Source organism: Neisseria sp. 20925_1_37, from assembly GCF_041433255.1.
In the GTDB taxonomy this organism is placed as follows: domain Bacteria; phylum Pseudomonadota; class Gammaproteobacteria; order Burkholderiales; family Neisseriaceae; genus Neisseria; species Neisseria flavescens_D.
Map to the genome: position 1 here is coordinate 142,436 of NZ_JAPWBC010000001.1, position 26,265 is coordinate 168,700.

Annotated in this window: 22 protein-coding genes; 4 read left to right on the top strand and 18 right to left on the bottom strand. The window is 54.0% G+C overall.

Going from position 1 to position 26,265, the window contains the following annotated elements; translation table 11 throughout:
• Positions 1-29 precede the first annotated feature (29 nt).
• A complete protein-coding gene (gene rnhB / locus O3661_RS00700) occupies positions 30-623 on the top strand; it encodes a ribonuclease HII (protein WP_371492061.1) in 594 nt (197 codons plus the stop codon).
• A 57-nt stretch (positions 624-680) separates the two neighbouring features.
• Here rnhB and O3661_RS00705 read toward each other — a convergent pair whose 3' ends face one another.
• Positions 681-1,685 (bottom strand): quinone-dependent dihydroorotate dehydrogenase, encoded by a 1,005-nt coding sequence (locus O3661_RS00705; protein WP_371491949.1) that lies wholly within the window; start codon positions 1,683-1,685, stop codon positions 681-683.
• Between the two features lie 248 nt (positions 1,686-1,933).
• Here O3661_RS00705 and O3661_RS00710 point away from each other — a divergent pair, with 248 nt between their 5' ends.
• Positions 1,934-3,943, top strand: coding sequence for an OPT family oligopeptide transporter (locus O3661_RS00710; protein WP_371491950.1), 2,010 nt, complete (start codon positions 1,934-1,936; stop codon positions 3,941-3,943).
• A gap of 348 nt (positions 3,944-4,291) precedes the next feature.
• Here the strand turns inward: O3661_RS00710 and waaA are convergent, their stop codons facing one another.
• The 10 genes from waaA to O3661_RS00760 form a co-directional block, all read right to left on the bottom strand.
• On the bottom strand, positions 4,292-5,554 hold the full coding sequence (gene waaA, locus O3661_RS00715; protein ID WP_371491951.1) for a lipid IV(A) 3-deoxy-D-manno-octulosonic acid transferase: 1,263 nt from the start codon (positions 5,552-5,554) through the stop codon (positions 4,292-4,294).
• Positions 5,555-5,692: 138 nt separating this feature from the next.
• Positions 5,693-6,124 (bottom strand): plastocyanin/azurin family copper-binding protein, encoded by a 432-nt coding sequence (locus tag O3661_RS00720; protein WP_371491953.1) that lies wholly within the window; start codon positions 6,122-6,124, stop codon positions 5,693-5,695.
• Between the two features lie 169 nt (positions 6,125-6,293).
• Positions 6,294-7,061, bottom strand: coding sequence for an ABC transporter ATP-binding protein (locus tag O3661_RS00725; RefSeq protein WP_063068539.1), 768 nt, complete (start codon positions 7,059-7,061; stop codon positions 6,294-6,296).
• 10 nt (positions 7,062-7,071) lie between these two features.
• Positions 7,072-8,118 carry a FecCD family ABC transporter permease gene (locus O3661_RS00730; protein WP_371491954.1) on the bottom strand — a complete coding sequence of 349 codons (1,047 nt, stop codon included), beginning with the start codon at positions 8,116-8,118 and terminating at the stop codon, positions 7,072-7,074.
• A gap of 116 nt (positions 8,119-8,234) precedes the next feature.
• Complete coding sequence (locus O3661_RS00735) at positions 8,235-9,350, bottom strand: ABC transporter substrate-binding protein (RefSeq protein ID WP_371491955.1); 1,116 nt, start codon at positions 9,348-9,350, stop codon at positions 8,235-8,237.
• A 525-nt stretch (positions 9,351-9,875) separates the two neighbouring features.
• Positions 9,876-11,639 (bottom strand): phosphoenolpyruvate--protein phosphotransferase, encoded by a 1,764-nt coding sequence (gene ptsP / locus O3661_RS00740; RefSeq protein ID WP_371491957.1) that lies wholly within the window; start codon positions 11,637-11,639, stop codon positions 9,876-9,878.
• A complete protein-coding gene (locus O3661_RS00745; RefSeq protein WP_188212848.1) occupies positions 11,639-11,908 on the bottom strand; it encodes an HPr family phosphocarrier protein in 270 nt (89 codons plus the stop codon). Before O3661_RS00745 ends, ptsP begins: the two co-directional genes overlap by 1 nt.
• A 43-nt stretch (positions 11,909-11,951) precedes the next feature.
• Complete coding sequence (locus O3661_RS00750) at positions 11,952-12,380, bottom strand: PTS sugar transporter subunit IIA (protein ID WP_003747942.1); 429 nt, start codon at positions 12,378-12,380, stop codon at positions 11,952-11,954.
• 57 nt (positions 12,381-12,437) lie between these two features.
• The gene (locus tag O3661_RS00755; protein ID WP_003747943.1) at positions 12,438-13,001 is read right to left on the bottom strand and encodes a hypoxanthine-guanine phosphoribosyltransferase; all 564 of its coding nucleotides are present in this window, start codon (positions 12,999-13,001) and stop codon (positions 12,438-12,440) included.
• A 115-nt stretch (positions 13,002-13,116) separates the two neighbouring features.
• The gene (locus tag O3661_RS00760) at positions 13,117-14,646 is read right to left on the bottom strand and encodes an ABC transporter permease (protein ID WP_371491959.1); all 1,530 of its coding nucleotides are present in this window, start codon (positions 14,644-14,646) and stop codon (positions 13,117-13,119) included.
• Positions 14,647-14,879: 233 nt separating this feature from the next.
• Here O3661_RS00760 and O3661_RS00765 point away from each other — a divergent pair, with 233 nt between their 5' ends.
• Complete coding sequence (locus O3661_RS00765) at positions 14,880-15,410, top strand: cytochrome b (RefSeq protein WP_371491961.1); 531 nt, start codon at positions 14,880-14,882, stop codon at positions 15,408-15,410.
• 156 nt (positions 15,411-15,566) lie between these two features.
• On the top strand, positions 15,567-16,568 hold the full coding sequence (gene pdxA, locus O3661_RS00770; protein ID WP_371491962.1) for a 4-hydroxythreonine-4-phosphate dehydrogenase PdxA: 1,002 nt from the start codon (positions 15,567-15,569) through the stop codon (positions 16,566-16,568).
• Between the two features lie 190 nt (positions 16,569-16,758).
• On the opposite strand, the gene O3661_RS00775 is transcribed toward pdxA, so the two are convergent.
• The 7 genes from O3661_RS00775 to rfbC all read right to left on the bottom strand — a co-directional run bounded on the left by O3661_RS00775 (position 16,759) and on the right by rfbC (position 26,216).
• A complete protein-coding gene (locus O3661_RS00775; protein WP_371491963.1) occupies positions 16,759-17,754 on the bottom strand; it encodes a S49 family peptidase in 996 nt (331 codons plus the stop codon).
• Between the two features lie 54 nt (positions 17,755-17,808).
• A complete protein-coding gene (locus O3661_RS00780) occupies positions 17,809-18,831 on the bottom strand; it encodes a lysozyme inhibitor LprI family protein (protein WP_371491965.1) in 1,023 nt (340 codons plus the stop codon).
• A 105-nt stretch (positions 18,832-18,936) separates the two neighbouring features.
• Positions 18,937-20,151: a sodium/glutamate symporter gene (gene gltS / locus O3661_RS00785; protein WP_371491966.1), complete on the bottom strand. Its 1,215-nt coding sequence runs from the start codon at positions 20,149-20,151 to the stop codon at positions 18,937-18,939.
• A 216-nt stretch (positions 20,152-20,367) separates the two neighbouring features.
• Positions 20,368-21,774 carry a tetratricopeptide repeat protein gene (locus O3661_RS00790; protein ID WP_371491968.1) on the bottom strand — a complete coding sequence of 469 codons (1,407 nt, stop codon included), beginning with the start codon at positions 21,772-21,774 and terminating at the stop codon, positions 20,368-20,370.
• Positions 21,775-22,142: 368 nt separating this feature from the next.
• Positions 22,143-23,402, bottom strand: coding sequence for a capsule biosynthesis protein (locus tag O3661_RS00795; protein ID WP_371491969.1), 1,260 nt, complete (start codon positions 23,400-23,402; stop codon positions 22,143-22,145).
• A 136-nt stretch (positions 23,403-23,538) separates the two neighbouring features.
• A complete protein-coding gene (locus tag O3661_RS00800; protein WP_371491970.1) occupies positions 23,539-25,653 on the bottom strand; it encodes a capsular polysaccharide biosynthesis protein in 2,115 nt (704 codons plus the stop codon).
• Between the two features lie 23 nt (positions 25,654-25,676).
• Entirely contained in the window at positions 25,677-26,216 is a 540-nt protein-coding gene (gene rfbC, locus O3661_RS00805; RefSeq protein WP_371492062.1) for a dTDP-4-dehydrorhamnose 3,5-epimerase, read from the bottom strand.
• Positions 26,217-26,265 lie beyond the last annotated feature (49 nt).

The following is a 26,265-nucleotide window of genomic DNA, read 5'->3' on the forward strand; positions in this document are numbered from 1 at the left end:
CGGCTTTGAATCAGACAGGCGGTGAAGAAATGGCGACGGTTTTAAGCGCAGGCGTGGACGAAGCGGGACGCGGCCCTTTGGTCGGCAGCGTATTTGCGGCGGCAGTGATTTTGCCGGAACATTTTGACCTGCCGGGTTTGACCGACTCAAAAAAACTGAGCGAAAAAAAGCGCGATATGTTGGCGCAGATGATTAAGGAACAGGCGGTTGCGTGGAGCATTGCCTTTGCCGACCCCGACGAAATCCTGCAACTGAACATCCTGCACGCAACCATGGCCGCGATGAAGCGCGCCATCGAGGGGCTGTCGGTTACTCCCGACAAAGTGTGGATAGACGGCAACCGCGTGCCGAAAGATTTGAATGTCCCTGCCGAAGCCGTGGTCAAAGGCGACAGCAAAATCATCGAGATTTCCGCCGCTTCGGTTTTGGCTAAAACCGCGCGTGATGCAGAAATGTATGAATTGGCGAAACGCTATCCGCAATACGGGTTTGACCGCCACAAAGGCTACGGCACGGCGCAACATTTGGCCGCATTGAAACAATACGGCGTATTGCCGGAACACCGCCGCGATTTCGCACCAGTCAAAACCTTATTGGCACAAGGTAATCTGTTTGAAGAATGAAACCATAGCAAAAGGCCGTCTGAAAGATTTCAGACGGCCTTATTTTTTAGGAAAGTATTATTTCAACGCAGCCAAACACTCTTTAATCAACTCAGGGCCGCGATAAATCAAACCGCTGTACACTTGAATCGCACTGGCGCCCAAACGGATTTTTTCTGCCGCGTCTGCGCCGTTCATAATGCCGCCGACGCCGATAATCGGCAGCTTGCCGTCAATGCGTTCTGCCAAAAGTTTCAACACCTGATTGCTTTTCTCGCGTACGGGCAAGCCGCTCAAGCCGCCTTGTTCGCCTGCGAGCGGATGGTTGCCCAAGCTTGATTTGTCGATGGTCGTGTTGGTGGCGATGATGCCGTCCATTTCCACAGATTTGACCACATGGGCGATGTCGTCGATTTGCGCTTCGTCCAAATCCGGCGCGATTTTGACCGCCAGCGGCACATATTTGCCATGCGCGGCCGCCAGTTGCGCCTGTTTGTTTTTCAAGGCTTCCAACAATGCGCTCAATTCGTCGCCGCCTTGCAAAGCGCGCAGGTTTTTCGTATTGGGGGAGGAAATATTGACCGTGATATAGCTCGCGTGGGCGTAGGCTTTTTCCAAGCAAATCAGATAATCGTCGGCCGCGTTTTCAATCGGCGTAACGGCATTTTTACCGATGTTGATGCCCAAAATGCCTTTAAAGCGGCTGTTTTCAATGTTGCGGATCATCGCGTCGATGCCGTGGTTGTTGAAACCCATGCGGTTGATGATGCCTTGGTGTTCGGGAACACGGAAAAGGCGCGGCTGCGGATTGCCCGGCTGCGGCTTGGGCGTGACCGTGCCGATTTCGACAAAGCCGAAACCCAAAGCGGCAAACGCATCGATACACTCGCCGTTTTTGTCCAAACCTGCCGCCAAGCCGACCGGATTGGGCAGCTGCAAACCCATCAGCTCGGTTGGCCGGGTGTGGCTGTCCACCTTGGGCAGCAGGCCGAGTTTATCGGCGGTACGCAAACTGTTGAGCGTGAAATGATGGGCCTTTTCTGCATCGAAACGAAATAGGATGGGGCGGACGAGTGAATACATGGCGGCGGCTTTCTGAACGGTTGATGAATTTGGCGTTATTTTACCTGAAACCGATAAACTGCCCCAAACGTCTGTATCGATATGATTTTATTGTTTGGTGTCAAATGAAAATAAATAGGGTTTTTGCGTGTAGTCGGATAGTTCATTAAAATGGTAAAAGAGAGGCTTTTCAGACGGCCTGATGGATGTATCAAAAGGCCGTCTGAAAAGTTTTGATTTGATTGTTTACCTGATACAGGAAGATTTTTATGAAACAGGCGGTTGATCCTTATGCGAGTTTCCGTGAACTGACGCTGCGGGGGATGATACTCGGCGCGTTGATTACGGTGATTTTTACGGCATCCAATGTGTATTTGGGCTTGAAGGTGGGCTTGACTTTTGCATCTTCGATTCCGGCTGCGGTAATTTCGATGGCGGTTTTGAAGTTTTTTAAAGGCAGCAATATTCTGGAAAATAATATGGTGCAGACTCAGGCTTCGGCCGCGGGTACGCTCTCTAGTATTATTTTTATTTTGCCGGGTTTGTTGATGGCCGGTTATTGGGCTGGCTTTCCGTTTTGGCAGACTACGCTGCTGTGTATGTCCGGCGGTATTTTGGGCGTGATTTTCACTGTGCCTTTGCGTTATGCGATGGTGGTGAAGAGCGATTTGCCTTATCCGGAAGGTGTGGCGGCGGCCGAGATTTTGAAGGTTGGCGACCATGATGCGGACCAACAGGAAGGCGGCAGCGGTATCAAGGAATTGGTGTCGGGCGGCGCATTGGCTGGTTTGATGAGCTTTTGCGCAAGCGGTTTGCGCGTGGTGGCGGACAGCGCGAGCTTTTGGTTTAAAGGCGGCGCGTCGGTGTTCCAAGTGCCGATGGGCTTTTCTTTGGCCTTGCTGGGCGCGGGCTATTTGGTCGGCCTGACCGGCGGTATCGCGATTTTGCTGGGTATTTCGATTGCCTGGGGTGTGGCCGTGCCTTATCTGTCGGCGCATATTCCGCAACCTGCCGATATGGAGATGATTCCTTTTGCGATGTCTTTGTGGAAGGAAAAAGTCCGTTTTATCGGCGCGGGTACGATCGGTATTGCGGCTATTTGGACGCTGTTGACTTTGATGAAACCGATGGTCGAGGGTATGCGCCTGTCTTTCCGCAATTTCGGCGGCGTGCAGATGACCGAACGCACGGAACAGGATTTGTCGCCTAAGGCGATGATTGCCTGGGTGTTGGCGATGATGCTGGTGTTGGGCGTGTCCTTCTTCCACTTTATCGGCGACTCGCATATTTCAGGCGGTTTGGCTTGGCTGTTGGTGGTCGTATGTACGTTGCTGGCTTCGATTATCGGCTTTTTGGTGGCGGCTGCTTGCGGTTATATGGCAGGTTTGGTCGGTTCGTCTTCTAGCCCGATTTCGGGTGTGGGCATCGTCTCTATCGTCATTATTTCGCTGGTGTTGCTGCTGGTCGGCGAATCCGGCGGCTTGATGGCTGATGAGGCAAACCGCAAATTCCTGCTGGCGTTGACGCTGTTTTGCGGCGCGTCTGTGATTTGTGTGGCTTCGATTTCCAATGACAACCTGCAGGATTTGAAAACGGGTTATCTGGTAAAAGCGACGCCTTGGAAACAGCAGGTTGCGCTGATTATCGGCTGCGTTGTCGGTGCATTGGTGATTTCGCCTGTGTTGGAGCTTTTGTATGAAGCCTACGGCTTTACCGGCGCGATGCCGCGTGAAGGCATGGATGCGGCCCAAGCCCTTGCCGCGCCTCAGGCAACTTTGATGACCACCATCGCCCAAGGTATTTTCTCACACAATCTGCAATGGGATTATATTTTCACCGGCGTGGCCATCGGCGTGGCGTTGATCGCGGTCGATTTCACATTGCGCAAATCCTCCGGCGGCAAGCGTGCTTTGCCGGTATTGGCCGTGGGCATGGGTATTTACCTGCCGCCGTCTGTGAATATGCCGATTGTGATCGGTGCGGTATTGGCGGCGGTGTTGAAATCCGTCATCGCCCGCCGTCAGGAAAACCGTGAAGGCCGTCTGAAAAATGCGGAACGTATCGGTACGCTGTTCTCCGCCGGTTTGATTGTCGGCGAGAGCCTGATCGGTGTGATTATGGCGTTTATCATTGCCTTCTCGGTAACCAACGGCGGTTCGGATGCGCCTTTGGCCCTGAACCTGGAAAACTGGGATACGGCCGCCAAATGGCTGGGCTTGGTGTTTTTTGTTTTCGGTATGTTTGTGTTTGCACGCCGCGTGTTGAAAGCAGGACGTTAAGTTTGTAGGTTGAGAAAAGGCCGTCTGAAACTCAAAAAATTGGGGTTTCAGACGGCCTTTTTAGTGGAAATTTGTTTGGAATGATTTTAGGAAGTTTGGGTATAATTGTTGCGGGGCTAGGTAGTGAAACAGCCCCATGGCAGTGGGGCTGTTTTATTTGAACCTCCCTAGAAAGGAGAGTTTCAACATGAAACGAACCAAGCCGAAAGGTCGTTCATGGCTGAGACTGCGAACAGTCGTTAAGATTATCTTAACCCTGTTCCTGCTCTTAGTCAATTAAACGGCTGAAAACAAAAAACTGTTTTTCAGTTTCCGCCTGTTTGTCATGAACAGGCGGTTTTTTATTGTTTAATGCTGATTCAAACAATCTGCAATTGCTTTGGCAATTTTGGCACTGGCGCCTTGATGTTGTGAAATGAATTGCTCGGTGTGGCTGATCAGCTGTTGGCGCAGCGTTTCATCGTCGAGGTATTGGCGCGTGGTTCTGTACCAGGCTTCGGCGGTTTCGACGCGGACGGCGGCTTTGGCTTCGACTGCACCTTTGCAGGCTTGGGCAAAGTTGTAGTTGGAGTAGCCGAAGAGGGTAGGGACGCGGCAGGAGATGGGTTCGATGATGTTTTGGCAGCCGGCATCGACGAGGCTGCCGCCGACGAAGGCAATGTCTGCGCTGAGGTAGTAGGCGGCAAGTTCGCCCATGCTGTCGCCTATCCAAACCTGTGTATCGGGGGAAACGGGTTGTCCGTCACTGCGTTTTTGCACGGTATAACCAAGCGATTTGGCGGTATCGTAGGCCGTCTGAAAATTTTCGGGGTGGCGCGGGACGATGACCAGCAAGGCATTGCCGCGGTAGCCCTGCCATGCTTTGAGGAGCAGCTCGGCTTCGTCTGTGCCTTTGTACACGCGCGTGCTGGCGCAGACGACGACGGGGCGTGCGCCGATGCGTTCTTTAAAGGCGACGGCAAGCGGGCGCGAGTCGTCGGGGGGCGCGATGTCGTATTTGGTGTTGCCGCAAACGTGGACGTTGGACGCGCCGATGAGGTGCAGGCGTTCGGCATCGGCGGCGGTTTGGGCAAAGCAGCCGGAGAGGCTCTGCATGGCAGGCTCGACCAACTTGCGGATTTTAAGGTAGCCGCGTTGGGATTTTTCGGAGAGGCGCGCGTTGGCCAAAAAGAGGGGAATGCCTGCTTCTTGGCAGCCGTGCATCAGGTTGGGCCAGATTTCGGTTTCCATCAAAATGCCGCAGATGGGGCGGTGTTCGGCTAAAAATCGGGCGACCCATTCGGATTTGTCGTAGGGCAGGTAACGGCATTGCGCATCGGGAAACAAGGATTTCGCGGTGGCGCGGCCGGTCGGCGTCATTTGGGTAATCAGAAACGGCGAGTCGGGAAAATGGCGGCGCAATGCCTGGACTAAGGGTTCGGCCGCACGCGTTTCGCCGACGGATACGGCGTGTATCCAAATCGGGCGTTGCACGGAATTGGGATACGCCTGCCCGAAACGCTCGTCCCAATGCTCGAGATAGGCTGGGGATTTGAGGGCGCGGCGACGCAGGTGGCGGCGGATCAGGAAGGGGGCGAGGTGCCACAACGTGGCGTAAAGGCGGCGTATCATGCTTACGGGTCTTGTGTCGGAATAGGCCTATTTTATCGGAAACTGAAACGGAAGATATAGCTTTGATGCGTGTTTTACGCAAAGGAAACAGGCCGTCTGAAAGGTTTCAGACGGCCTTTAATACAGGTATAAACGCGTTTATTTCACTTGCGCCATGTATTTTTTCAGACGGCCTTTGCTTTGCATGGCGCGGCTTTCCATTTCATCGACAACGGCTTGCGCTTTGGCTTTGTTCACCGGTTTGCCGACCTGAATCACGCCGCTCATGTTCATCATGCGGTGTGGCGGGCAGGTATAGACATACACGCCTTCTTTGTCGAGTTTGAGGGTGAAGTCTTTGCCGTCTTCGGAAAGGAAGTCGGCAACGCCGTCGGGCAGGGCTTTGCTTTGTACCCAGTGGCCGCTGTTGGCGGCTTTGAAGGTAACAGTGTCGCCGACTTTGGCGTTGACGTAGCCGGGCTCGAACACCATGCTGCCGTCTTTGCCGTTGTCGAGCATTTTGACTTCGTGGTTGGCGGCGTATGCGCTAAGGGAAGCGGTCAGCATCAGGAGGAAGAGGGATTTTTTCATGGAGAAAGTCCTTTCTAAGGATAAAAAAATATGGGGCGGGCTGATGAGTCGGAGAGGCAAGCCTTGGGCTTACCGCCCTCTCCCTAACCCTCTCCCGCAGGAGAGGGGATAAGTTGCAGGGAGTTTGCAGGCCGGATGCTCAAATCCGACATTTGCAGGAGCGGTTAAGTTACGCACTCTTCCGCATCGGGCGGATAACGGGCAGGCCTTTGCTGTCGTACAAAAGCTCGATGTCCACTTTGTACAATCTGCCGATCATGTCCGCCTGCAACACATCCTGTGGCGCGCCCTGCGCCTGTACTTTGCCTTCGCCGAGCAGAATCACGCCGTCTGAAAACTGCGCGGCGAGGCTCAAATCGTGCAACACCATCAGCGTAACCAGATTGTGTTCGTGCGTGTATTGCACCACGCGCTCCAAAAGATTGAGCTGATGGTGCATATCCAGCGCGCTGACCGGTTCGTCCAGCATCAGGATTTCGGGGCGGCGCAGCATAACTTGGGCAAACATGACGAGCTGCCGCTGTCCGCCGGAAAGCCGCATGACGTCGCGGTGCGCCAGATGGCCGATGCCCAGCTCCGCCATGATACTTGCGGCTTCGTGCAGTAGCTCGTCGCCGACGTGCATGTGTAGCGCGTCCATGCGGCCGAGCAACACGACTTCCAGCGCGGTCAGCGAGGCTTCGGCGGCAGTGTCCTGCGGCATATAGCCTATGCGTTTGCGCCAGCTTTGCAGGTGGATTTTGCTCAACACTTCGTCGCCGTAGCGGATGGTGCCTTTGTGTGCCACTTCGCCGAAAATCGTTTTCATCAGCGAGGATTTGCCCGTGCCGTTGGGGCCGAGCACGGAATAGACTTTGCCTTGTTCCAGCGTCAAATCGATATTGTCGGCGACCACATAATCGCCGCGCCGGATGTGTACGTTTTCAAGTTTCAACATTTCAGACGGCCTATCGTTTCGTTAATACAATCCAGAAGAAGAACGGCACGCCGACAAACGACGTAACAATCCCCACCGGAAACAGCGCGCCGGGGATAATCACCTTGGACAACACGCTCGCCACTGATAAAAACGCCGCCCCTGCCAGCATCGCGCCGGGCAGGAAGAAACGTTGGTCTTCGCCCAAAAGAATCCGCGCCACATGCGGCGCAACCAAGCCGATAAAGCCGATCACGCCGACAAAACTGATGGCCGTCGCCGTCATTACCGCCACCAACACCAGCGTTTTCAGGCGCAAAAATTGCAGATTGATGCCCAGCCCGACGGCGCGTTCCTCGCCCAAGCGCAGCGCAGTCAGCTTCCACACATCGCGCGAAAGCAGAAACACGCATACCGCCGTAACCGCCGCCGTAACGATGACTGTTTCCCAAGTTGCCTTGTTCAAACTGCCGAACAGCCAAAACAGAATCTGCTGCGAAATCTCAGGCGCGGCGATAAATTGAATCAGCGACAAAATCGACTGAAACAGAAACAACAGCGCAATCCCCACCAGCACCAACATCGCCGAGTTGAAGCGGCGCGCCGAAGCAAACAGAAACAAGATGCCTGAAGCCAGCATGGTCATTACAAACGCCCCGATGGGGACGGCGACCGTTTCAGGCAGCCCGAAACCGCCGAACGCAATCACCACCGACGCGCCCAAACCTGCCGCCGCCGCCAAGCCCAGTGTATAAGGGCTGGCCATCGGATTGTTCAAGAGCGTCTGAATCTCCGCACCGCCGACACCCAAAGCCGCACCGACCACCAGTGCCATCACCGCGATCGGCAGGCGCAAATCCATCACAATCAGGCGGTTCATTTCATCGACTTCGGGTTTGCCCAGCAAAACATTGACCACTTCGCCGACCGGCAGCGTGTCCGTCATCGCCGGGCCGGTGGCGATGTCGAATAAAAAACTGACCGCCGCGATGATTAAAAACATCAACACAATCAACCAACGCTTGCCTTCCAACTTGCGCTGGTTTCTCACAATCTCGGCGACAACCGAATCATTCATGTTTCAAACCTTTAAAAAAGAATGTTGATAAAGGGGAGAACGGGTTTGCCTTTTTCTTCCGCAAAAATTTCAGACGGCCTTCCGATTTAAAAGGCCGTCTGAAAATCTAAACTACCTTATTGTCCTTTGGGGTAGAGGTAGAACGTACCGCTCGGTACGACGGGCAGGTTTTGGCGGTAGAAGTCCAGATAGGTTTTCTCAGGGTTGAAATCCTTAAACAACTGCGGATAAATCGCTTTGGCCATAAACTGAATCGACGCGCTGTCGGACAGTGTGCGTGAGTTGGCATGGTAGGCGGCGTAGAGGCGGTTGTTTTTAATCGCAGGCAGGTTCGCCCAGCCGGCGCGTTTGGCAAAGCCTGCCAAGCGTTTTTCCGCTTCGGCTTTCGGAATGCCCCAGCCCATCACCATGGCGGCAGGGTTTTTCTTCAATTCGGTTTCGCGGCCGGTAATCACGATCACGTCGGGTTTGGCGGCGAGGACTTTTTCAGGATTGATCGGGCCGTAGAATTCGACCGAAGAAGCGGCGATATTGTTGCCGCCGACCAGCGTCGCCATCGAACCCCACATGCTCTTGCCGAAGGTAACGCTGTGTTCCGCAGGGCCTTTGTTGCCGAACTCGACATAGACTTTAGGCTTGGGCAGGTTGGCTTTTTGCACGCGCGCCTGGATGGTGTCGGCAACGCGTTTGTAATCCGCCGCCAGTTTGTCGGCTTTTTGCTGCTGGCCGGTCAATGTGCCGATGAGTTTGGTCGATTGAACGTGTTTGGCCACTGTTTGCGCGTTGTAGTCCAATACGACGATGGGGATGCCGGCTTTGTTGATGCGGTCGAGATCGGAACCCAAAGCCTTGTATTGCCATTCGGCCAAAACCAGCAAATCGGGTTTCAGTGCCAATACTTTCTCAATCGAGAACGTGCCGACTTCCACTTCGCCCACGTCGGTCAGCTGATTCAGTTTAGGCACGGCTTTGCTGAATGCCGCCCAGCTTGGCGGCGCCCAGTCGGCCCAAACTGCTTTGGAGAAACCGACGACGTTGTCCAGCGCGGTTTTACCGCCGATGGCCATGTAGTCTTGGTAGTAGAAGCCCAACACCACGCGCTTGGCAGGCAGGTCGACAGTTACCTTACGGCCGACGGTATCGGTCAGCTGAACGGGTTTGGCAAAAGCGGATACGGAGCCGATTGATAAAGCTGCGGCGGCAATCAAAGCAGAAAGTTGCGTAAATCTCATGAATCATTCCTTTAAAATATGATGATAATTACTATCTTTTTATAAATTTACAAGGTATTGAATCTTTTTTCAAGTGAATGTAGGGATAGACATATTTCGAAATAAAAAGTTGCATCATTAAAACGAAGGGATAGTGTTTATATAGGGCTTGGGTGTACTGAAGACCTAGTAAAAAGGAATGATATGGGGTGCCTAAAGCCATGGTGGGCAGTAGCTGGAATGGATAGGCAAAGGGTTTTTTATTGCAAAAAAATAAAAGGTATTCGGTTGAAAACAAGGCCGTCTGAAACCTTGCAATCAGGGTTCAGACGGCCTTTGGTGTGGGCATAAAAACTTTTATTTTACTTGCGCCCTATATTTTTCAGACGGCCTGTAAGCAGTATTTGGGAAAAGTGAAAAAAGTTGGTTTTTGAAATGACGAAATAGGAAAGGCTTGGGGAAAATCGGGTGTCAACCCAAAATGGGGAAAAATAAAAAGGGCGTGTTCAATACGCCCTTTTGTCGGTTTCGGATATTTTGCGAATTTCAGACGGCCTTGTCTTCATTCTGTTCGCTTTGGTTGAGGATTTTAATCAGTTTTTCGGCTTTTTCCGGGTCTTCGCAGCGCAGGATTTTGGCGGCATCGTTTTCGAGATGGCCGGTGTGGCTGTGCAGGATGATGTTTTTAACCGAAAGCAGGTTGTTGGGGTTCATGGAGAAGCGGCGTAAGCCCATGCCGAGCAGCAGGCGGGTAAAGACGGTATCGCCGGCCATTTCGCCGCAGATGGAGACACCTTTTTCCATACGGTTGGCGGTGCGGATGATGTGTTGCAGCGTTTTGAGGATGGCAGGGTGGCCGGGTTGGTAGAGGTGGCTGACGCTGTCGTCGCCGCGGTCGACCGACAGGAGGTATTGAATCAGGTCGTTGGTGCCGATGGAAACGAAATCGACGAGCTTGAGGATGCTGCCGACGGTCATGGCGGCGGACGGGATTTCAATCATGCAGCCGATGCTGACCGGGCCGAAGGTTTCGCCGCGTTCGGTCAGTTGGCGTTGGGCCGTGTCCAGATGGATAAGGCATTGGCGCACTTCGGAAATGGATGTAATCATCGGCCACATCATGCGCACGGGGCCGTGGGCGGCGGCGCGGAGGATGGCGCGCATTTGGGTGCGGAACATGACCGGCTCGGCGAGACACAAACGGATGCCGGTCAGGCCGAGTGCGGGGTTGAGGCTGCCGTTGGGCGTGCTGTTTTGGCCGAACCAGCGCGGATTTTTGTCGACGCCCAAGTCGACGGTGCGGATGGTGATGTTTTTGCCTTTGAGTTTTTTGACGATGCCGGCATAGACTTCGTATTGTTCGTCTTCGGTCGGCATGTTGTCGCGGTTGAGGTAGAGGAATTCGCTGCGGAACAGGCCGACGCCGTCTGCGCCGAAGTTGTGCAGGGCTTTGATGTCTTCGGCGGATTCGATGTTGGCGAGCAACTCAATGTTGATGCCGTCGGCGGTGGTGGCGGCGGTTTTTTTGATTTTGTTGAGTTCGCGCTTGTGGCTGCGGTATTCGCGGGCGAGGCGGCGGTATTCGTTGAGGACGACTTCGTCGGGATCGATGATGAGGACGCCGTTGATGCCGTCGACGATGACGATTTCGTTTTCGGTGATGAGTTTGCGGGCGTTGTGCAGGCCGATGACGGACGGGATATCGAGGCTGCGGCCCAAGATGGCGGTGTGGCTGGTCGGGCCGCCGGCATCGGTTACGAAGGCGGTGATGTGCTGCTCTTTGAATAGTACGGTATCGGCAGGCGAGAGGTCGTGCGCGATGAGGACGGTGTCGTCAAACAGGTTGCCGGCGAGGTTGATTTCGTTGCTTTGGCCGACAAGGTTGTTGTGGATGCGGCGGACGACTTGGAGCATGTCCTGTTTGCGTTCGCGCAGGTAGTCGTCGTCGATGCTGTCGAACTGGGCGGCGAGCTTGTCGCTTTGTTGTTTCAATGCCCATTCGGCGTTGATTTTCTGCTCGCGCAAAATGTCGATGGGTTCGCGCGAGAGGGTAACGTCGGTCAGCAGCATGAGGTGCAGGGAAATGAACGCGCCCAATTCGGTCGGGGCGTTTTCGGGAATCGCGCTGCGCAATTGTTCCAATTCTTTGCGCGTGGCTTTGATGGCGTTGTCGAAACGGGCGACTTCGGCCTCGAGCTTGTCGGGATCGATGTCGTATTGGGGAACTTCCGCCGCGCCGCGCGTGATGAGGTGGGCGTGGCCGATGGCGATGCCTTTGCCTGCGGCCACACCGTGTAGGACGATGCTCATTATTCGCCCTCGCCGAAGTAGTCGTTGATGAGGTCGGTCAATGCCTGCATGGCGGCGGCTTCGTCTGTGCCGTCTGTTTCCAGCTCAATCACGGTGCCTTTGGCGGCGGCCAGCATCATCAGGCCCATGATGCTTTTGCCGTTGACGCGGTTGCCGTTTTTGGTAACCCAGACTTCGCTTTGGAATTGGGAGGCGGTTTGGGTGAATTTGCTGGAGGCGCGCGCGTGCAGGCCGAGTTTGTTGATGATTTCGATTTCTTGTTTGAGCATGGATGTCCCCTAATGGTTGTAAAGTGAATGTTTTCAGACGGCCTTAGCCGTTTTCTTTGCACACCAGGTCTTCGGGTGCGGATGTAATGGCGAAAATGCCCCGGATGGCGGCTTCTTTGACGGTTTCGGTGAAGTCGGAGAGGTTTTCGGCTTGTGATGAGTATTGGATGGCTTTAATCATCATCGGGGCGTTGAGGCCGGTCAGGATGGCGGATTTGTTTTCGCGCACCAGCCGGCGTGCGGCGTTGCACGGGGTGGCGCCGAAGATGTCGGTCATGATCAGTACGCCGCGGTTGTCGGGAAATTCCTGCAAGGCGGCGATGGCGTTATTGATGATGTCGTTTTGGTCTTCATTGGGCTGAACGCCGAGAATACGGACGTTTTCGGGAAAGCCGTTGGGGAAGAAATGATGGGTCAGCCCTTGGTAGGCTTCGCCTATGGTTTCGTGCGTGATGATAAGCAGGCCGATCATGATGTGTTCCTAGTGTTGGTTTGAGGCCGTCTGAAAACCTTTCAGACGGCCTTGGTTTTATTTGTTGTTTAAGGCGTAGATTTCGCCGAGGTTGCGCCAGCAGCCGGCGGCATCCATGCCGTAGCCGAAGACGTAGCGGTTGGGTACGTCCAAACCGATATAGTCGGCTTGGGTCGGTTTTTCTTTGTCGATCAGCTTGTTGGCAAATACGGCCGCACGGCAGCTCGCCGCGCCCATTTCCAACAGTTTTTCCTGAATGGCGGCCATGGTGTGGCCTTCGTCCAAGATGTCGTCCAAAACGACGACATGACGGCCTTTGATTTGCTCGGGGTCGGGCATGCGTTTCCAGTTGAACGCGCCGCCCGCGAGTTTGTCGCCGTAGCGGGAAACGTGGACGTAGTCAAAGTCCAGAGGGAAGCGCAACAGCGGCAGCAGCTGTCCTGTAAACACCACCGCGCCACCCATGACAGGCAGCAGCAGGGGGTATTTGTCGGCCAAGTCGCGAGTGATGTCGTCGGCAACTTTTTGCAAGGCTGCGCGGCATTGTTCTTGGTCAAACAGCAAGTCGGCATTGTCCAGCATAGCTTGGGTTTCAAGGCGTTTGGTTTCTAAGTCGGTCATGATAGGGTCGTGTTGAGTGCGGTTAAAAACAAATTATATAGCGGATTCAATCAATTTTCGATACAAGGCGCGGCAATAGTGTAGTGAAAGTGAAGGGAATTTGGGCCGACCGCGTTCAGACGGCCTTTTGCCCTTCCGCTTCGTCTACCAGCAAAAATGCCGTTAAAGCCAAAGCGGTCAATACCGCCGTCAACACCATCGCCCGTCCGTAATTGTCCGCACCGGCGCGTCCGAGATAATCGTAAATCAAAGTGGTCAGCGTCTGCCATTCGGGGCGCGACAGGAACAATGTGGCCGCAAATTCGCCGATACACGTTGCCGAAGCCAAAGTCAGGCCGCGCCGTAAAGCCGGTTTCAATAAAGGTGCGGTGACATAACAGGCCGTCTGAAAACCATTTGCGCCCATAGTGCGCGCCGCCGCCGCGTAATCTTTGGGCAAACCGTCCCACGCGGCCAGTACATCTTTGGCTACAAACGGATACGCCAACAGCGCGTAAGTCGCGGTCAGCAGCCACAGCGAAGCCGTCCACTGCGGATAAAGTAACAATACGCCAAACGCGATGCACACGGGCGACACCATAAACGGCAAAAACATCAGCGCGCGCAACCACGCCATTTGCCGTGCCGCCGCCGCATACAGCACGCCCAAAACCGTCGCCGCCGCCACCGCTGCCGCAGAGAAACGGATGGTGTTCCACACAGCCGCCCAAGTCTGCGCTTCAAACAAAACCGACCACGAAGAGCCTGCCGATACCGCCTTGAGCCACACCGCCGCCAAAGGCAGCAGGCAGCACACTGCCAACATGGTCAATACCGTTGCCGTCAGCCATTTTTCCCAAGCCCATATCGGCGCACGCGGAGGCAAAGGCGAGACCGACTTACCCACAGCCACGCGCCTGCTCCAATACGCATACAAACCGCCTGCCGCCGCCGTAACCGCCAGCACCAGCCACACCAACACCGACGCACGCGCCATGTCCAACTCATACGCCACCAGCCGGTAGATTTCCACTTCCACTGTTGCAAAACGTTCGCCGCCGAGCAGCAAGGCCAGTCCGAAGCCTGAAAAACAATATAAAAACACCAGACACGCGCCACCGGCAACCCACGCACGCACCACCGGCCATTCGACCCAGACAAACCGCCGCCACGCGTCCGCGCCCAAAGATTGCGCCGACAGCAACCGCGCCTGCGGCACACGTACAAATCCTTGATACGCCGAGCGCACCAAAACCGGCAGGTTGAAAAACACGTTGCCGTAAATCAGCAACCACGGCGTGTCCTGCCAACCTGCCGCCAGCATGCCGTGTGCGCCAAATAAGGCTAGCACGCCCATGCCTGCCACCAAAGTCGGCATCACAAAAGGCAGCATCAGCAGGCGTAAAACCGTGCGCCGTCCGGCAAAGTCCATCCGAGCCAACACCCACGCCGCAGGCACGCCCAAAGCCGTGACCAAGACGCAGGTCAAAATTGCCTGCGCCACCGTCCAGCCCAAGCGCAGGCGCATATAGTCATCAGCCACCACTTCCGCCCAAGCGCCTTCGCCGTCGTAAAACGCCAACGACAGCAAAGGCGCGGCCACCATGACCGCCAAGAAACCCAAAGGCAGAAGCAACAGCGCAAACCGCCGAATCCAAACCTGCATCGATGCGTACCCGAGAATAAAAACGCCTATTTTAGCCCGAGTTCGGCATAGAAGGTGGTATTCCTGCCCTTGTTTTCAGACGGCCTGGGCAGCCTTACGGATAAAACCGCCGTTTCTTCAAATTTTTCAAATATTTATGAAATCTCTTCAAAAAGGCAACATAATTGGTTGGGCATTTTTGTTACAATGCCGCCGATTCAAAAAACCAAACAAATCAAAAACAAGGAAACATTATGACCGCTACACGCCCACAAACCTACGATGCCGTCGCGCGCGCGTTGCACTGGCTGACCGTACTCGGTTTCATCGGCATCCTCTCCACCATTACCGTTTGGACCGTCTACGATGGCGAAGAATGGGTCAAATCGCTCTTCGGCGTGCATAAATCCATCGGTTTCATCACGTTGCTGGTGATTGCTGTGCGTATTGTTTGGGCTTTGCTCAATGCGTCCAAACGTCCTGCCGCCGACAGCTTTGCCGCAAAAGCAGGCCACCTTGCCCTTTACGTCCTCATGCTCGCCGTTCCCGTTATCGGCATGATCCGCCAATACGGTGGCGGTCGCGGCCCGTTGAAAGTATTCGGTGTCGAAGTGATGCAGGGTTCGCCTGAGAAAATCGAATGGATGTCCAACCTCGGCAATATGGCGCACGGCAAACTCGGCTGGTTGCTCTTCGCACTTGTCGCCGGCCACATCGTCATGGTTGTCGTCCACCGCATTCAAGGCCACGACGTTTTGTACCGCATGATCGGCCACCGTTCTTAAGTGTAAAACGGTAAACAGCCAAGGCCGTCTGAAAACAGTTTGACCAAGCAGAAACTGTTTTCAGACGGCCTTTTTGTATTTGTGTTAATCTGCAAAAGTAGGGCAGGCATTTTGCCTGACGTTGTCTAAATACTGCAAACCGTACCGAGAAACACCATGACTGCTCCCATTCTCGCCATCACTTCCGGCGAACCGGCCGGCATCGGCCCCGACATCTGCCTCGATTTGGCTTTCGCCGATCTTCCTTGCCGCCCCGTTGTTTTGTGTGACAAAAACCTGTTGGCGCAAAGGGCCGAACAGCTCGGCAAATCCGTCATCCTGCGCGACTTCCAAGCCCAAGCGGCTGATCCGTTGCCTAAGGGTGAACTCGAAGTCCTGCATATTCCTTTAGATACCGAGTGTCGGGCGGGCGAACTCAATCCTGCCAATGCCGCGTATGTGCTCCGGCTGCTGGATACGGCGTATCAGGGCATTTCAGACGGCCTGTTTGCCGGTATGGTTACCGCGCCGCTGCATAAAGGCATCATCAACGATGCCCACGCAGGCAACGGCTTTTTCAGCGGCCATACCGAATACCTCGCCGAAAAAAGCCATACCGAACAGGTCGTCATGATGTTGACCGGCGGCGGCCTGCGCGTGGCGTTGGTGACCACCCATCTGCCGCTGAAAGACATTTCCGCCGCCATCACAAAGCCTTTAATCGAGTCGGTTATCCGCATTCTTGAACACGACCTGCGCCATAAGTTCGGCATAGCCAAACCGGTCATCCTCGTTACCGGCCTCAACCCCCACGCGGGCGAAGGCGGCTATTTGGGACACGAAGAAATCGACACCATTATTCCGGCGCTTCATGCCCTGCAGGCCGAAGGCATAGACGCACGCGGCCCTTATCCGGCCGATACCGTGTTCCAACCCTTCCTGCTCAAAGATGCCGATGCCGTCCTTGCTATGTATCACGACCAAGGGCTGCCGGTGCTCAAATACGCCGGTTTCGGCGAAGGCGTGAACATCACCCTCGGCCTGCCCTTTATCCGCACTTCCGTCGATCATGGCACGGCATTGGGTTTGGCCGGTACGGGCAAAGCCGACTCCGGCAGCCTGATGACCGCCGTCCTCGCCGCGCTTGATATGGCGCACAATATGCAGCAGGCCGTCTGAAGCGTGAAGGTTTAATCGTTCGCAGGCGTAATGTGTTCCTGTAACAGCATCATCAGGGAGCATCTGCCTGCCGATTTGATGAAGCCGATGGATGCTTGGACAATAATCAGCGTTTTATTTTAAAAACCATATTAAAAGGCCGTCTGAAGCCCCATGTTTTGGGTTTCAGACGGCCTTTCAGTTTTTTGGTTTACCAAATTTCAGACAAAGTTTCTTTGACTTTGGCCTTCACTTCCGTACCAAAGCGGCGGCTGAGCATTTTGCTGAAATCGTCTTGCGGCGTGTAGTTGACCAGATTGGGGGCTTTGACGACATCGCGGGCGACGCTGTAAATGCTGCCGAAGTCGTCAATCAGGCCGACCTGTTTGGCTTCTTTGCCGGTGTAGATGCGTCCGCTGAAAACATCGGGATACTGTTTGTCTTTCAACCTTGCGCCGCGGCCGAGTTTGACGGCTTTGATAAATTCTTGGTGGATATCGCCCAACATGGTTTCCCAGATTTGGGTTTGTGCCGGTGTTTCAGGCGTGAAAGGGTCGCCCATGCCTTTGTTGCTGCCGGCGGCTCTCAGACGGCGTTTGACACCGGCTTTGTCCATCAGGCCGGTAAAATCGAAACCGCCGCCGATCACGCCGATGCTGCCGACAATGCTGGAAGGGTCGGCGTAAATTTTGTCGGCTGCGGCGGCAATGTAGTAGCAGCCGGAAGCGCACATGTCTTCGGCAACGAGGTAAACAGGGATGTCTTTGTGTTCGGCTTTGAGGCGGCGGACTTCGTTAAAGGCTATGCTGGACACGACAGGCGAACCGCCAGGGCTGTTGGCGCGAATGATGATGGCTTTGGCGTTGCCGTTGTTGTAGGCGACTTCCATACTGTCGCGCAGGATTTGGACTTGGTCGTCGATGTCGTTGCCGATTTCGCCGGTCAGGTCGATAACGGCGGTGTGTTCGCTGCGGGCTTGGATGCTCGTGGTTTTTCCATCTTCTTCCGCGAGGCCGAAGATCAGGCTGAGGAAGATAAGGACGGCGACGCCGCGCCAGATATTGCGCCAAATACGGGCGCGGCGTTGTTCTTGGTAGGCGGCGAGAAGGACTTCGCGCAGGGTGTTGCGCTCCCAGTTGTCGACGGGTGTGGAGGCTGAAGAGGGTGTGTTTTGGGCATCGCCTTCACGGTGGATTCGGTATTGCATGATGTGATGTGCTTTCTTGTAGGCCATCTGAATGTTCAGACGGCCTTATCGGTTTTAGTTGATGGAATAGCCGCGCAGGTATTGCGTACGTTCGCGGGTCATGCGGGTTTCACACTGCAGGCGCAGGTATTCTGCTTGTGCGGCGTTGTCTGCGGACGCGGCGGCTTGTTGGCAGTTGAGTTTTTTGCTTTGAATCCAGGCGCGTTGTTCGCCGAGGATTTGTTGTTTGACATCGCTGTCTAAGCCGCCCCAGAGGTCGTTGATCTCGCCGTCTGCCTGACGGTTTTGCGCACGCGCGTTGTCGAGTTCGCTTTGGCTGAGGCCGGGCGGCTCGTTGCGCGGAGTTTCACGGTCAGGGTGCAGGACTTCGTAGTCTGAATCGTCGTCATCATCGGTCAAACCGACGGCTTGGCTGGCGGCGTTGTTTTCAAGGATGTCTTGCGGATTGACAGTCGGCGGTTCTTCCGTGTTTTGGTTTTGCAGCAGCTTGATGGCCTGCTCTTTGGATACTGGTTTGCCGTCTATCATGACGATGCTTTTCACGCCGTAAGGAAGCAGGGTGGCGGAAAGGGTTTGGGCGGTGGAACTCAGGGTATTGTCTTCGAAAACCGGTTTGCCGTCTTTGTCGGGGGTGTAGAGCAGGGTGGTGCTGAACGTGTTGTTTTCAAAAGTCAGGTTGCTGCCCATCAGTTTTTGTTCGAGCATGTCGGACAACGGGGTGCTGCCGTAAATCAGCGGGCTGTTGTCTATGGCCGTCTTGAGGATGGTGTCGGGAATGCGGATTTTGAGGTTGGCGCGGCAGATGGCTTTGCCGTCGTCTTCGGTTTCTTTGGGGTCTTCAAGCAGGGTTTCTAATTCGAGGCCGGCAGCGATGATTTTGTCGGCATCGACGAATTGGCGGTTGTCATTACGGGCAAAGGAGCGCGCTTGTTGTTTGAGGGTGTCTTCGATGGTGGTACGGATGTTTTGCAGTGTGGCCGGTTGGGCGCAATCAAGTGCGGCTTTGGGCTCTTCTTTGCTGCATGCGGCAAGAAGAATCGTGCTTAAAATCAATACGGAAGCGGTTTTTTTGTACATGGGTACTCCTGAAGATGACGGCCTTTCAGACGGCCTGACGTGCTTATCATAACAAAAGCACTTGCAGCAAGTAAATGCGGCAAGTGCTTTTCTATGTCGGACGTATCAGCCTTTGATGACGCTGATGAAGCCGGAGAGGATGGCGGCGTTGAGCAAGTCAACGAAGAACGCACCCACCATAGGCACAATCAAGAAGGCTTTGTGAGACGGACCGAAAGTTTGGGTAATGGACTGCATGTTGGCAACGGCAGTCGGGGTAGCACCCAAACCGAAGCCGCAGTGGCCTGCCGCCAATACGGCAGAGTCGTAGTCGCGACCCATGAAGACGTAGGTAACGAAGGTTGCGTACAGAATCATCACGACAGTTTGTACGGCCAAGATGATGGTCACAGGGCCTGCCAGACCGGTCAATTCCCACAGTTTCAGGTTCAGAAGAGCCATAGACAGGAAGAGGGACAGGGAGGCGTTACCGAATACGTCGATGGCACGGTCAAACATATTGACTTTGAAGGCGGCAGTCAGGACGTTGCGGATGACCACGCCTGCAAACAGACACCATACGAATTTAGGCAGGTCGAAGAAGGCTTTGTCGTAGCTGTCGACAATTTCGGCAAAAGCCAAACATGCGGCAAACATCGCGAGCGTTTCGACAGCGGAGTCAGCCGTAATCAGGCGGGTACGCTGTGCTTGTTCGAAGATGTCGTCAGTAGCATCGTTGTCGTCGGATTTGGCAGTTTTGACGATAGGTTTACGGCCCATTTTGTTGATCAGACGGCGTGCAACGGGACCGCCGATCAGGCCGCCGAATACCAGGCCGAATGTTGCAGAAGCCATACCTAAGCCGGTTGCGCCGGTCAGGCCGAATTTGCTTTCAAAGTCAGGACCCCATGCACCGGCGGTACCGTGACCGCCGGTCAGGGTAATCGAACCGGTAATCAGGCCGATCAGCGGATCCAAGCCCAATGCGCTCGCCAAGCCGACACCGATGAAGTTTTGGACGATGATGAATGCACCCACTACGGCGGTAAAGATAACCAAAGGCAAACCGCCCGCTTTCAAACGGGAGAAGTCAGCACTCAAACCGATGGATGTAAAGAAGATGAGCATGAACGCATCTTGCAGCGGTTTTTCAAATTTGAAGCTGACGCCGTAGGCTTCGTGCAGGGCGAACAGGACGATAGCGGCAATCAAACCGCCGGCGACCGGCTCGGGAATATTGAAGTCTCTTAAGAATTTGATTTTTTGAACCAGAAATTTACCAACCAGCAACACGAGCGTGGCGGCAATCAGTGTGTAATAACTGTTGAATTCCCATTCCATGTTGTTTCACCTCCTAGAAATGTTTTTCCGAGTATCCGTTTCTTTCCGGATGCAGTGTGTTTCAACGCTTGGCGTTATCCGCCGAGTGTCATGGTATTGATGCGCGGACAAGGTGTTTCCGGAAAGAAATGAAAACGATGGCTTGTCCGTGAAAAATAACTGGCAAATATTAGGGGAATAGTTAAAGATTGTCAAAAAATGCGTGTGTAAATCTTTTCAGACGGCCTTTTCCCCGATGGCATGATGCGCTTCGCGGCGCCATTGTTCCAAGAGGGATGTTAATAACCCGGCCGAGGTATGCCCGTTGCCGATGGCGGCCTGCAGCCAGTAGCAGGCAGTCGGAACATGGCAGCTTACACCTTGCCCGTGATAGTAGAAACAGGCAAGGTGGTATTGGGCGGAAGGGTGGTTTTGTTCGGCAGCGATGGCGTACCAGTGGGCGGCCGCCCGAGGGTCTTGCGCCGTACCGAGGCCGTAATGGTAGATGCGGCCCAAGGCTGCCGCCGCATTTTTATGATGGAACTCGGCTGCTTCCATGTAATTTTTGCGCGCGGCATTGTAGTCGGCAGGACGGCCGATGGCGCGGGCTTGTGCTTCAGCCAAACGGTATGCGGTCTCGGTTTGTTGCTGTTGCAGGGCGGCTGTTTTGATTTGTTCGTATTGTTGCGGATGGTACAGCGCGGCATCGCTGATGAGTTTTTGTGCGGCGGCGGCAGAACCCAGCGCGGCGGCATGGTGGTAGTAAGCATGTGCGACATGGTTGTCGGCTTTGATGCCGAGGCCGTAGCGGTAGAGGTCGCCCATGATTTTCAGGGCTTCGGGATGGTTTTTCTCGGCGGCGGCTTTGGCATAGCGCGCCGCTTGGAACGGGTCTCGTTCGGAAAGTTCGCCGGTCAGGGCATATTGGGCCAGCTTGGCTTGAGCTTCCGCTTGCTCTTTATCGGCGACACGACGATACCATTCCAAGGCTTCGGGTCGGCGTTGGGCGGCAAGAAGGTCGGCCAGTAGGGTTTGTGCAGCGATATGGCCGGCTTGCGCGGCTTGTTCGAGATAATGTTCGGCTTGTGCGTGGTTTGGATGGATACCCGTGCCGTAGAAGTAGATTTGACCGAGTTGCCAACAGGCGGCAGTCACGCCGAGCGCGGCCGCTTTTTCGTATTGTTCGATGGCTGTCGCAACGTCGCCTTGGCGTTGATGATGGCGTGCCAGATGGTAATACGCAGGCGCGGCATATCGGGCGGCGGCAAGCTCCGCCCAGTAGAGGGATTGTGGATCGTTGCGTTGCGCGTGGTAACGCATGAGGATTAATTGGGCTTCGGGGTGACCTTGCTCACCCAGCCAGGCGTATTCGTTAAGAAGCTGTCCGGTCGGGGTGCCGTTGTGTTCGCGTTGTTGCAGCAGGGTAAAGAGTGCCTTGGGATGGCGTTGGGCCGCGGCGGTTTCCAACCATGAAAGTGCCTGCTCCGGTTGGCCGTTTTGCAGCAGATGGTTGCCCAATGCGAAAGCAGCTTCCGCATAACCCTGCTCTGCCGCCTGTTGCAACAGGGGCAGGGCTTGGGCAGTATGGGATTGTTCCAAAAGGGCGGCGGCTTGCCGGTAGAGGATATCAGGAGCGGCGGTCATGGTTTGCGGGCGGATATAAAGTGGAAGACGGATGCTGCGGCATATAGGCGGCGATGCCGGTCGATGGCTTTGTAAAAATATTGCTCGGCATAGTTTTGCAGAGTGTATTGCCTTGCTGGCGTATCTTTAGGATGCTTGGCTTGTTATATTGTTTTGCCTAGGGGTACATCCATATTTTGTGCGTTACAAAGGGCCCAGATTGAGTCGGTATGCGCTTATGACAGCTCGGTCATTATACTGTTTTTGTAATTTATTGTTAATGATAAATGCAGGTTTTTGTGTTTTATTTACATGGCAGTAGCCAAGGTATTGATTGTTTCAGGCCGTCTGAAATGTTTTCAGACGGCCTGAACTTTTCTTTCGCTAAATCAGGTTGTCGGTGTGGAAGAGTCGGAGGTGTTTTTGTTGGGAAAAAACACCTGACTGTAGAAGTTGCCGTTAATTTGGGTCACGTTGAGGTGGTACATACGGTAGGCATGGAACAGCTCTTTGTCAGGCGGTGTCGGATGATTCCAAAATTCTGCCAAGGTATTCTGGTCAGTAATGCCGGGAATATCATAATAGGCACGGCCGAGGACTTTGACAGGCATGTTGTGGATTAATCCGGACAGGCCGCTGGTGCTGTTGATGGTAACCATGCCAAGGCCGTGACGCAGGAAAACGGGCAGGGGGACATCATGGACGTAAGTGATACGGCCTTTGAGTTTGGGGTGTTTTTTGATAAAGCGTTTAATGTCGCGCGAGTAGTCGATAAAGCCGCGGTCCATCGGATGATGCTTGATGATGAGGTTGGTATCGGCAGGCGCGTGCGCGGCAAAGGAGGCCAAAACATGGAGCAGGAAGCTGCGGACGCTGGAAAAGTCGCAATGGATGCGGACTTGGCTGTCGTTGAATACCTGCAAGGGAACAATAAAAAACTTGCCGTATTTGCCCGCCTCCACGCGTTTAGCGATTTGGATGTCTTCAATATAGTAGTTCAAACGCTTGAGGATGGAGATCGACCACAGTTTGAGGTAATGGCCGGCATTGGATGCGCGGTGGTGGATGTAGTTCGGGTACTTGTTCGGGTTGCGGAACAATTCGATATAGTAACGGACGGCGTTTTTGGCCATGGGCATAAACCCGCCGCGTACCGGCGTCGGCGCTTTGTATTCTTGCTGGGCCAGCTTGGGGAATTGTTCCAAAAAAAAGTCGGTACGGCGCGGCAACGGGGAAAATGCGTTGACGCCGTCTTTTTCTAATGTGATGTAGTAGGGGCGGAAATAGCCTTCTTCAAATGCCCAGAAACTGGCTTGGTTTTCGTTTGCAATTCGTTTGGCCAGGAGATGGTAGGGACGTGTGTCGCCAAAGCAGACAACGGCCTGGATGTGATGTTGAATGATGTATTTTTGCAAAAATTCGGGAAAGGCATCGTAGCTGTCGTTAAACGCAACGGTATGCGCTTGAGTAGGCGGATAAAAATAGTCGTCGCCTGCATTAAAGTTGAATTTATGCACGGTTTTGCCGTTTGCGGTCAGCCAGTCGGCGAGGCGCTGAAAAAAATCGCCGACAGGGCCTTGAAGCAGCAGGATGTTTTCTGCGCTTTCAAGCAGGCTTTGCAGGTTGTTTTGGAGGACGGGCTGTTTCATGTCGCAATGTGATTTTGTTTTTTGTGTAATAGTTTTGGGTTGAACTTTTAAGCATACGCCAAGCGTATTAACGATGCAAAGGCAATGATGCCGCAATTGAAGCCGGTTTATGACGCATTGTTAATTTTGATGGCATTTATTTAAAAGATCGATATAGTTGTTTGACTTTACCTAATTTTTTGGCAAAGTACCCGCGATGTAATCCGTTGTTGTTTTTTTGCATATTTTTTTGTCGTATCAGGATTTGGGCAGCGGTTTCCGCATTGATGGCCTGATGGGTTTCGGGGTGGATGTAGTCGGGATAGTGGATGAGCGTGCCGGCGATCAGCTGCCAAAGCTCAAGCCTGCGGCTGCGGCGCGGAATGGGGAGCAGATCTTGGGTAAGCCCCCAGCCTGCATAGAAAGGCAGGCCGTAGCAGCTGACTTTTTTGCCGCGCAACAGGGCTTCAAAACCGGTCAGCGAAGTCATGGTGTGAACTTCGTCTGCGTGTTGGAGACAAGTCAGGATGTCGGCTTGTTCGGCGGTTTGGTCAGCATATCGTGCCGTATCTTCAGGGGAGATATGGCCGATGCGGTTACCGCTGACGACATCGGGATGCGGTTTGTAGATGATATAGGCATCGGGATGGCGTTCGCGTACGGTACGGAGCAAATCCAGATTGCGGTAGATTTGGGGCGAACCGTAGCGGATAGATGCATCATCTTCAACCTGACCGGGAACGAGGATCACGGTTTTGTCGGTTGATGGAGCAGTAAAGTCCGAGCTGCCGACGTTGTATTTGCTGATGTGGTTTTCGGTCAGCATTTTTTGCAGTTTCAAAGCCGTCTGAAAGTCTTGATTGTCGAAGTTTTGGTTTTGCAGGATATGTTCAAGACGGGACGGGGTTTCGGCGTTGAAATAAATACCCATATCGTCGGTAACGAGCGACAGCGGCGGGACTAAATTAGAACCAAGCCCGACCGAACGGATAAAGCCGTCTTCCATCCGCAGCAGGGGGATGTGGCGTTGTTCGGCAAAACGGACGATGGCCTCTTTGCCGTTGCCCCAGGCAAGGATGCGTGCATCATTGGACAGTTTGACCCCGGCCAGTTTTTGGGTGGAAGAGATAAATTTCAGACGGCATGAGGGTACGTTAAAGAACGGTTTGGCAACCGCGCGTTTCCACAAAGACATGCCGACGCAATACAATTCGCCACGCAATTTGTCGTTTTTGCGTTTGACCGTCGCCAGATAGTCGATGACATCAAAGAGGCAGCCTGCTTCGCCGGTATTGGGGTTGAGGTAGCGGCTGTATTGCAGATAGGCTGCGGCGAAGAGCTGCAGCAAGTTGCGGGGAGCGCGGCGCTGGGTTTGGACAAGGCGGTTGATTTCAGGATGGCGGTCGTCACTTACGCCCCATCCGGCATACCACGGCAGGCCGAAAGTGGTCAGCGGTTTGCCGCACAAAAGCGCCTCAAAACCCATTTGCGAGGTAACGCAATAAACTTTATCGACGTTTTGCAACAAAGAAATCGGATTGATGTCTTCTGCCAAAAGATGGACGCGGTGTTGCTGCGCCAGCTGTGTCAGATAGCCTTGTTTTTTGCCGCACAAAACATCGGGATGGGTTTTTACCCAGATATCGGCTTGCGGGTTTTCATTCAATGCCGTCTGAAACATCAGTTCAAACGTAGAGGCGTCTGCGCCGCCATACTGGATGGCCATATCGCCGAAGGTTTGGTCGATGATGAGGACAGTTTCAGGCTTGGATGGGGAACGTAAAGGATGATTGTCTGAAAGCTCGGGCGCGTGGTTGTATTTGGACAGGTGGTGTCGCAGGATGAAATTCATCGCCTGTCGCGCCTGAGCCAAGGTTCCAGACGGCATGGTATCGGCGGCGAGAATCAGTTGTTCCAAACGCGAAGGACGGGTGGTGTCGTAGTAGATGCCGATGTCGTCATAGACGATGGAGTAGGGCGGATAACCGGCGACGCCCAGTCCGAGCGATCGTAAAAAGCCGTCTTCCAAAGCAATAAAGGGAAGCTGGTGTTCGGCGGCAAACGCACGCGCTTTGTGTGTCGTCGGGCGCAAACCCCAGCCGACAACAGCCTCTGCTCCTTTTCCATCTTTGCAGATATGAAACTCGGGCAATAGGGTGGAGAGATGGGGGATTTTGCGGATGCCGCGAGAGGGGATGTAGGCGTTTTTCACAATGCGTTTTCGTCGATTATTGTTATTAATGGATTGTAGGCCGTCTGAAAAGAGGAACATTCTTTCAGACGGCCTGAATAGTCTTAAAACGTGACTGCTTCAGCCAATACTTTGCCTGCCAAGTCTTTAGGCGACAGGTTCGGCTCGCCTTGTAACGGCCAGTCGATGCCGACGGTCGGATCATTCCAAATCAGCGAGTGTTCGGCTTTGGGGTTGTAATAGTCTGTACATTTATAGACGAACTCGGCTTCATCGCTCAGTACATAGAAGCCGTGTGCGAAACCTTCGGGTACCCACAGTTGGCGTTTGTTTTCTGCGGACAGAATTTCGCCTACCCATTTGCCGAAAGTAGGGGAGTCTTTACGCATATCGACGGCCACGTCGAATACTTCGCCAACAACCACGCGCACGAGTTTGCCTTGTGTGTTTTCAGTTTGATAGTGCAGGCCGCGCAATACGCCTTTGCTGGATTTGGAATGGTTTTCCTGCACGAAGGTGCGGTTGCAGACTTGGGTTTTGAACCACTCGTCGCGGAAGGTTTCCATAAAAGAGCCGCGCGCGTCGCCGAAGATTTGGGGCTCAAGCAGTTTTACGTCAGGAATGGCGGTATCAATGATGTTCATCATTTTATCTTTCATCTAAAGGCCGTCTGAAAAGTTTCAGACGGCCTCA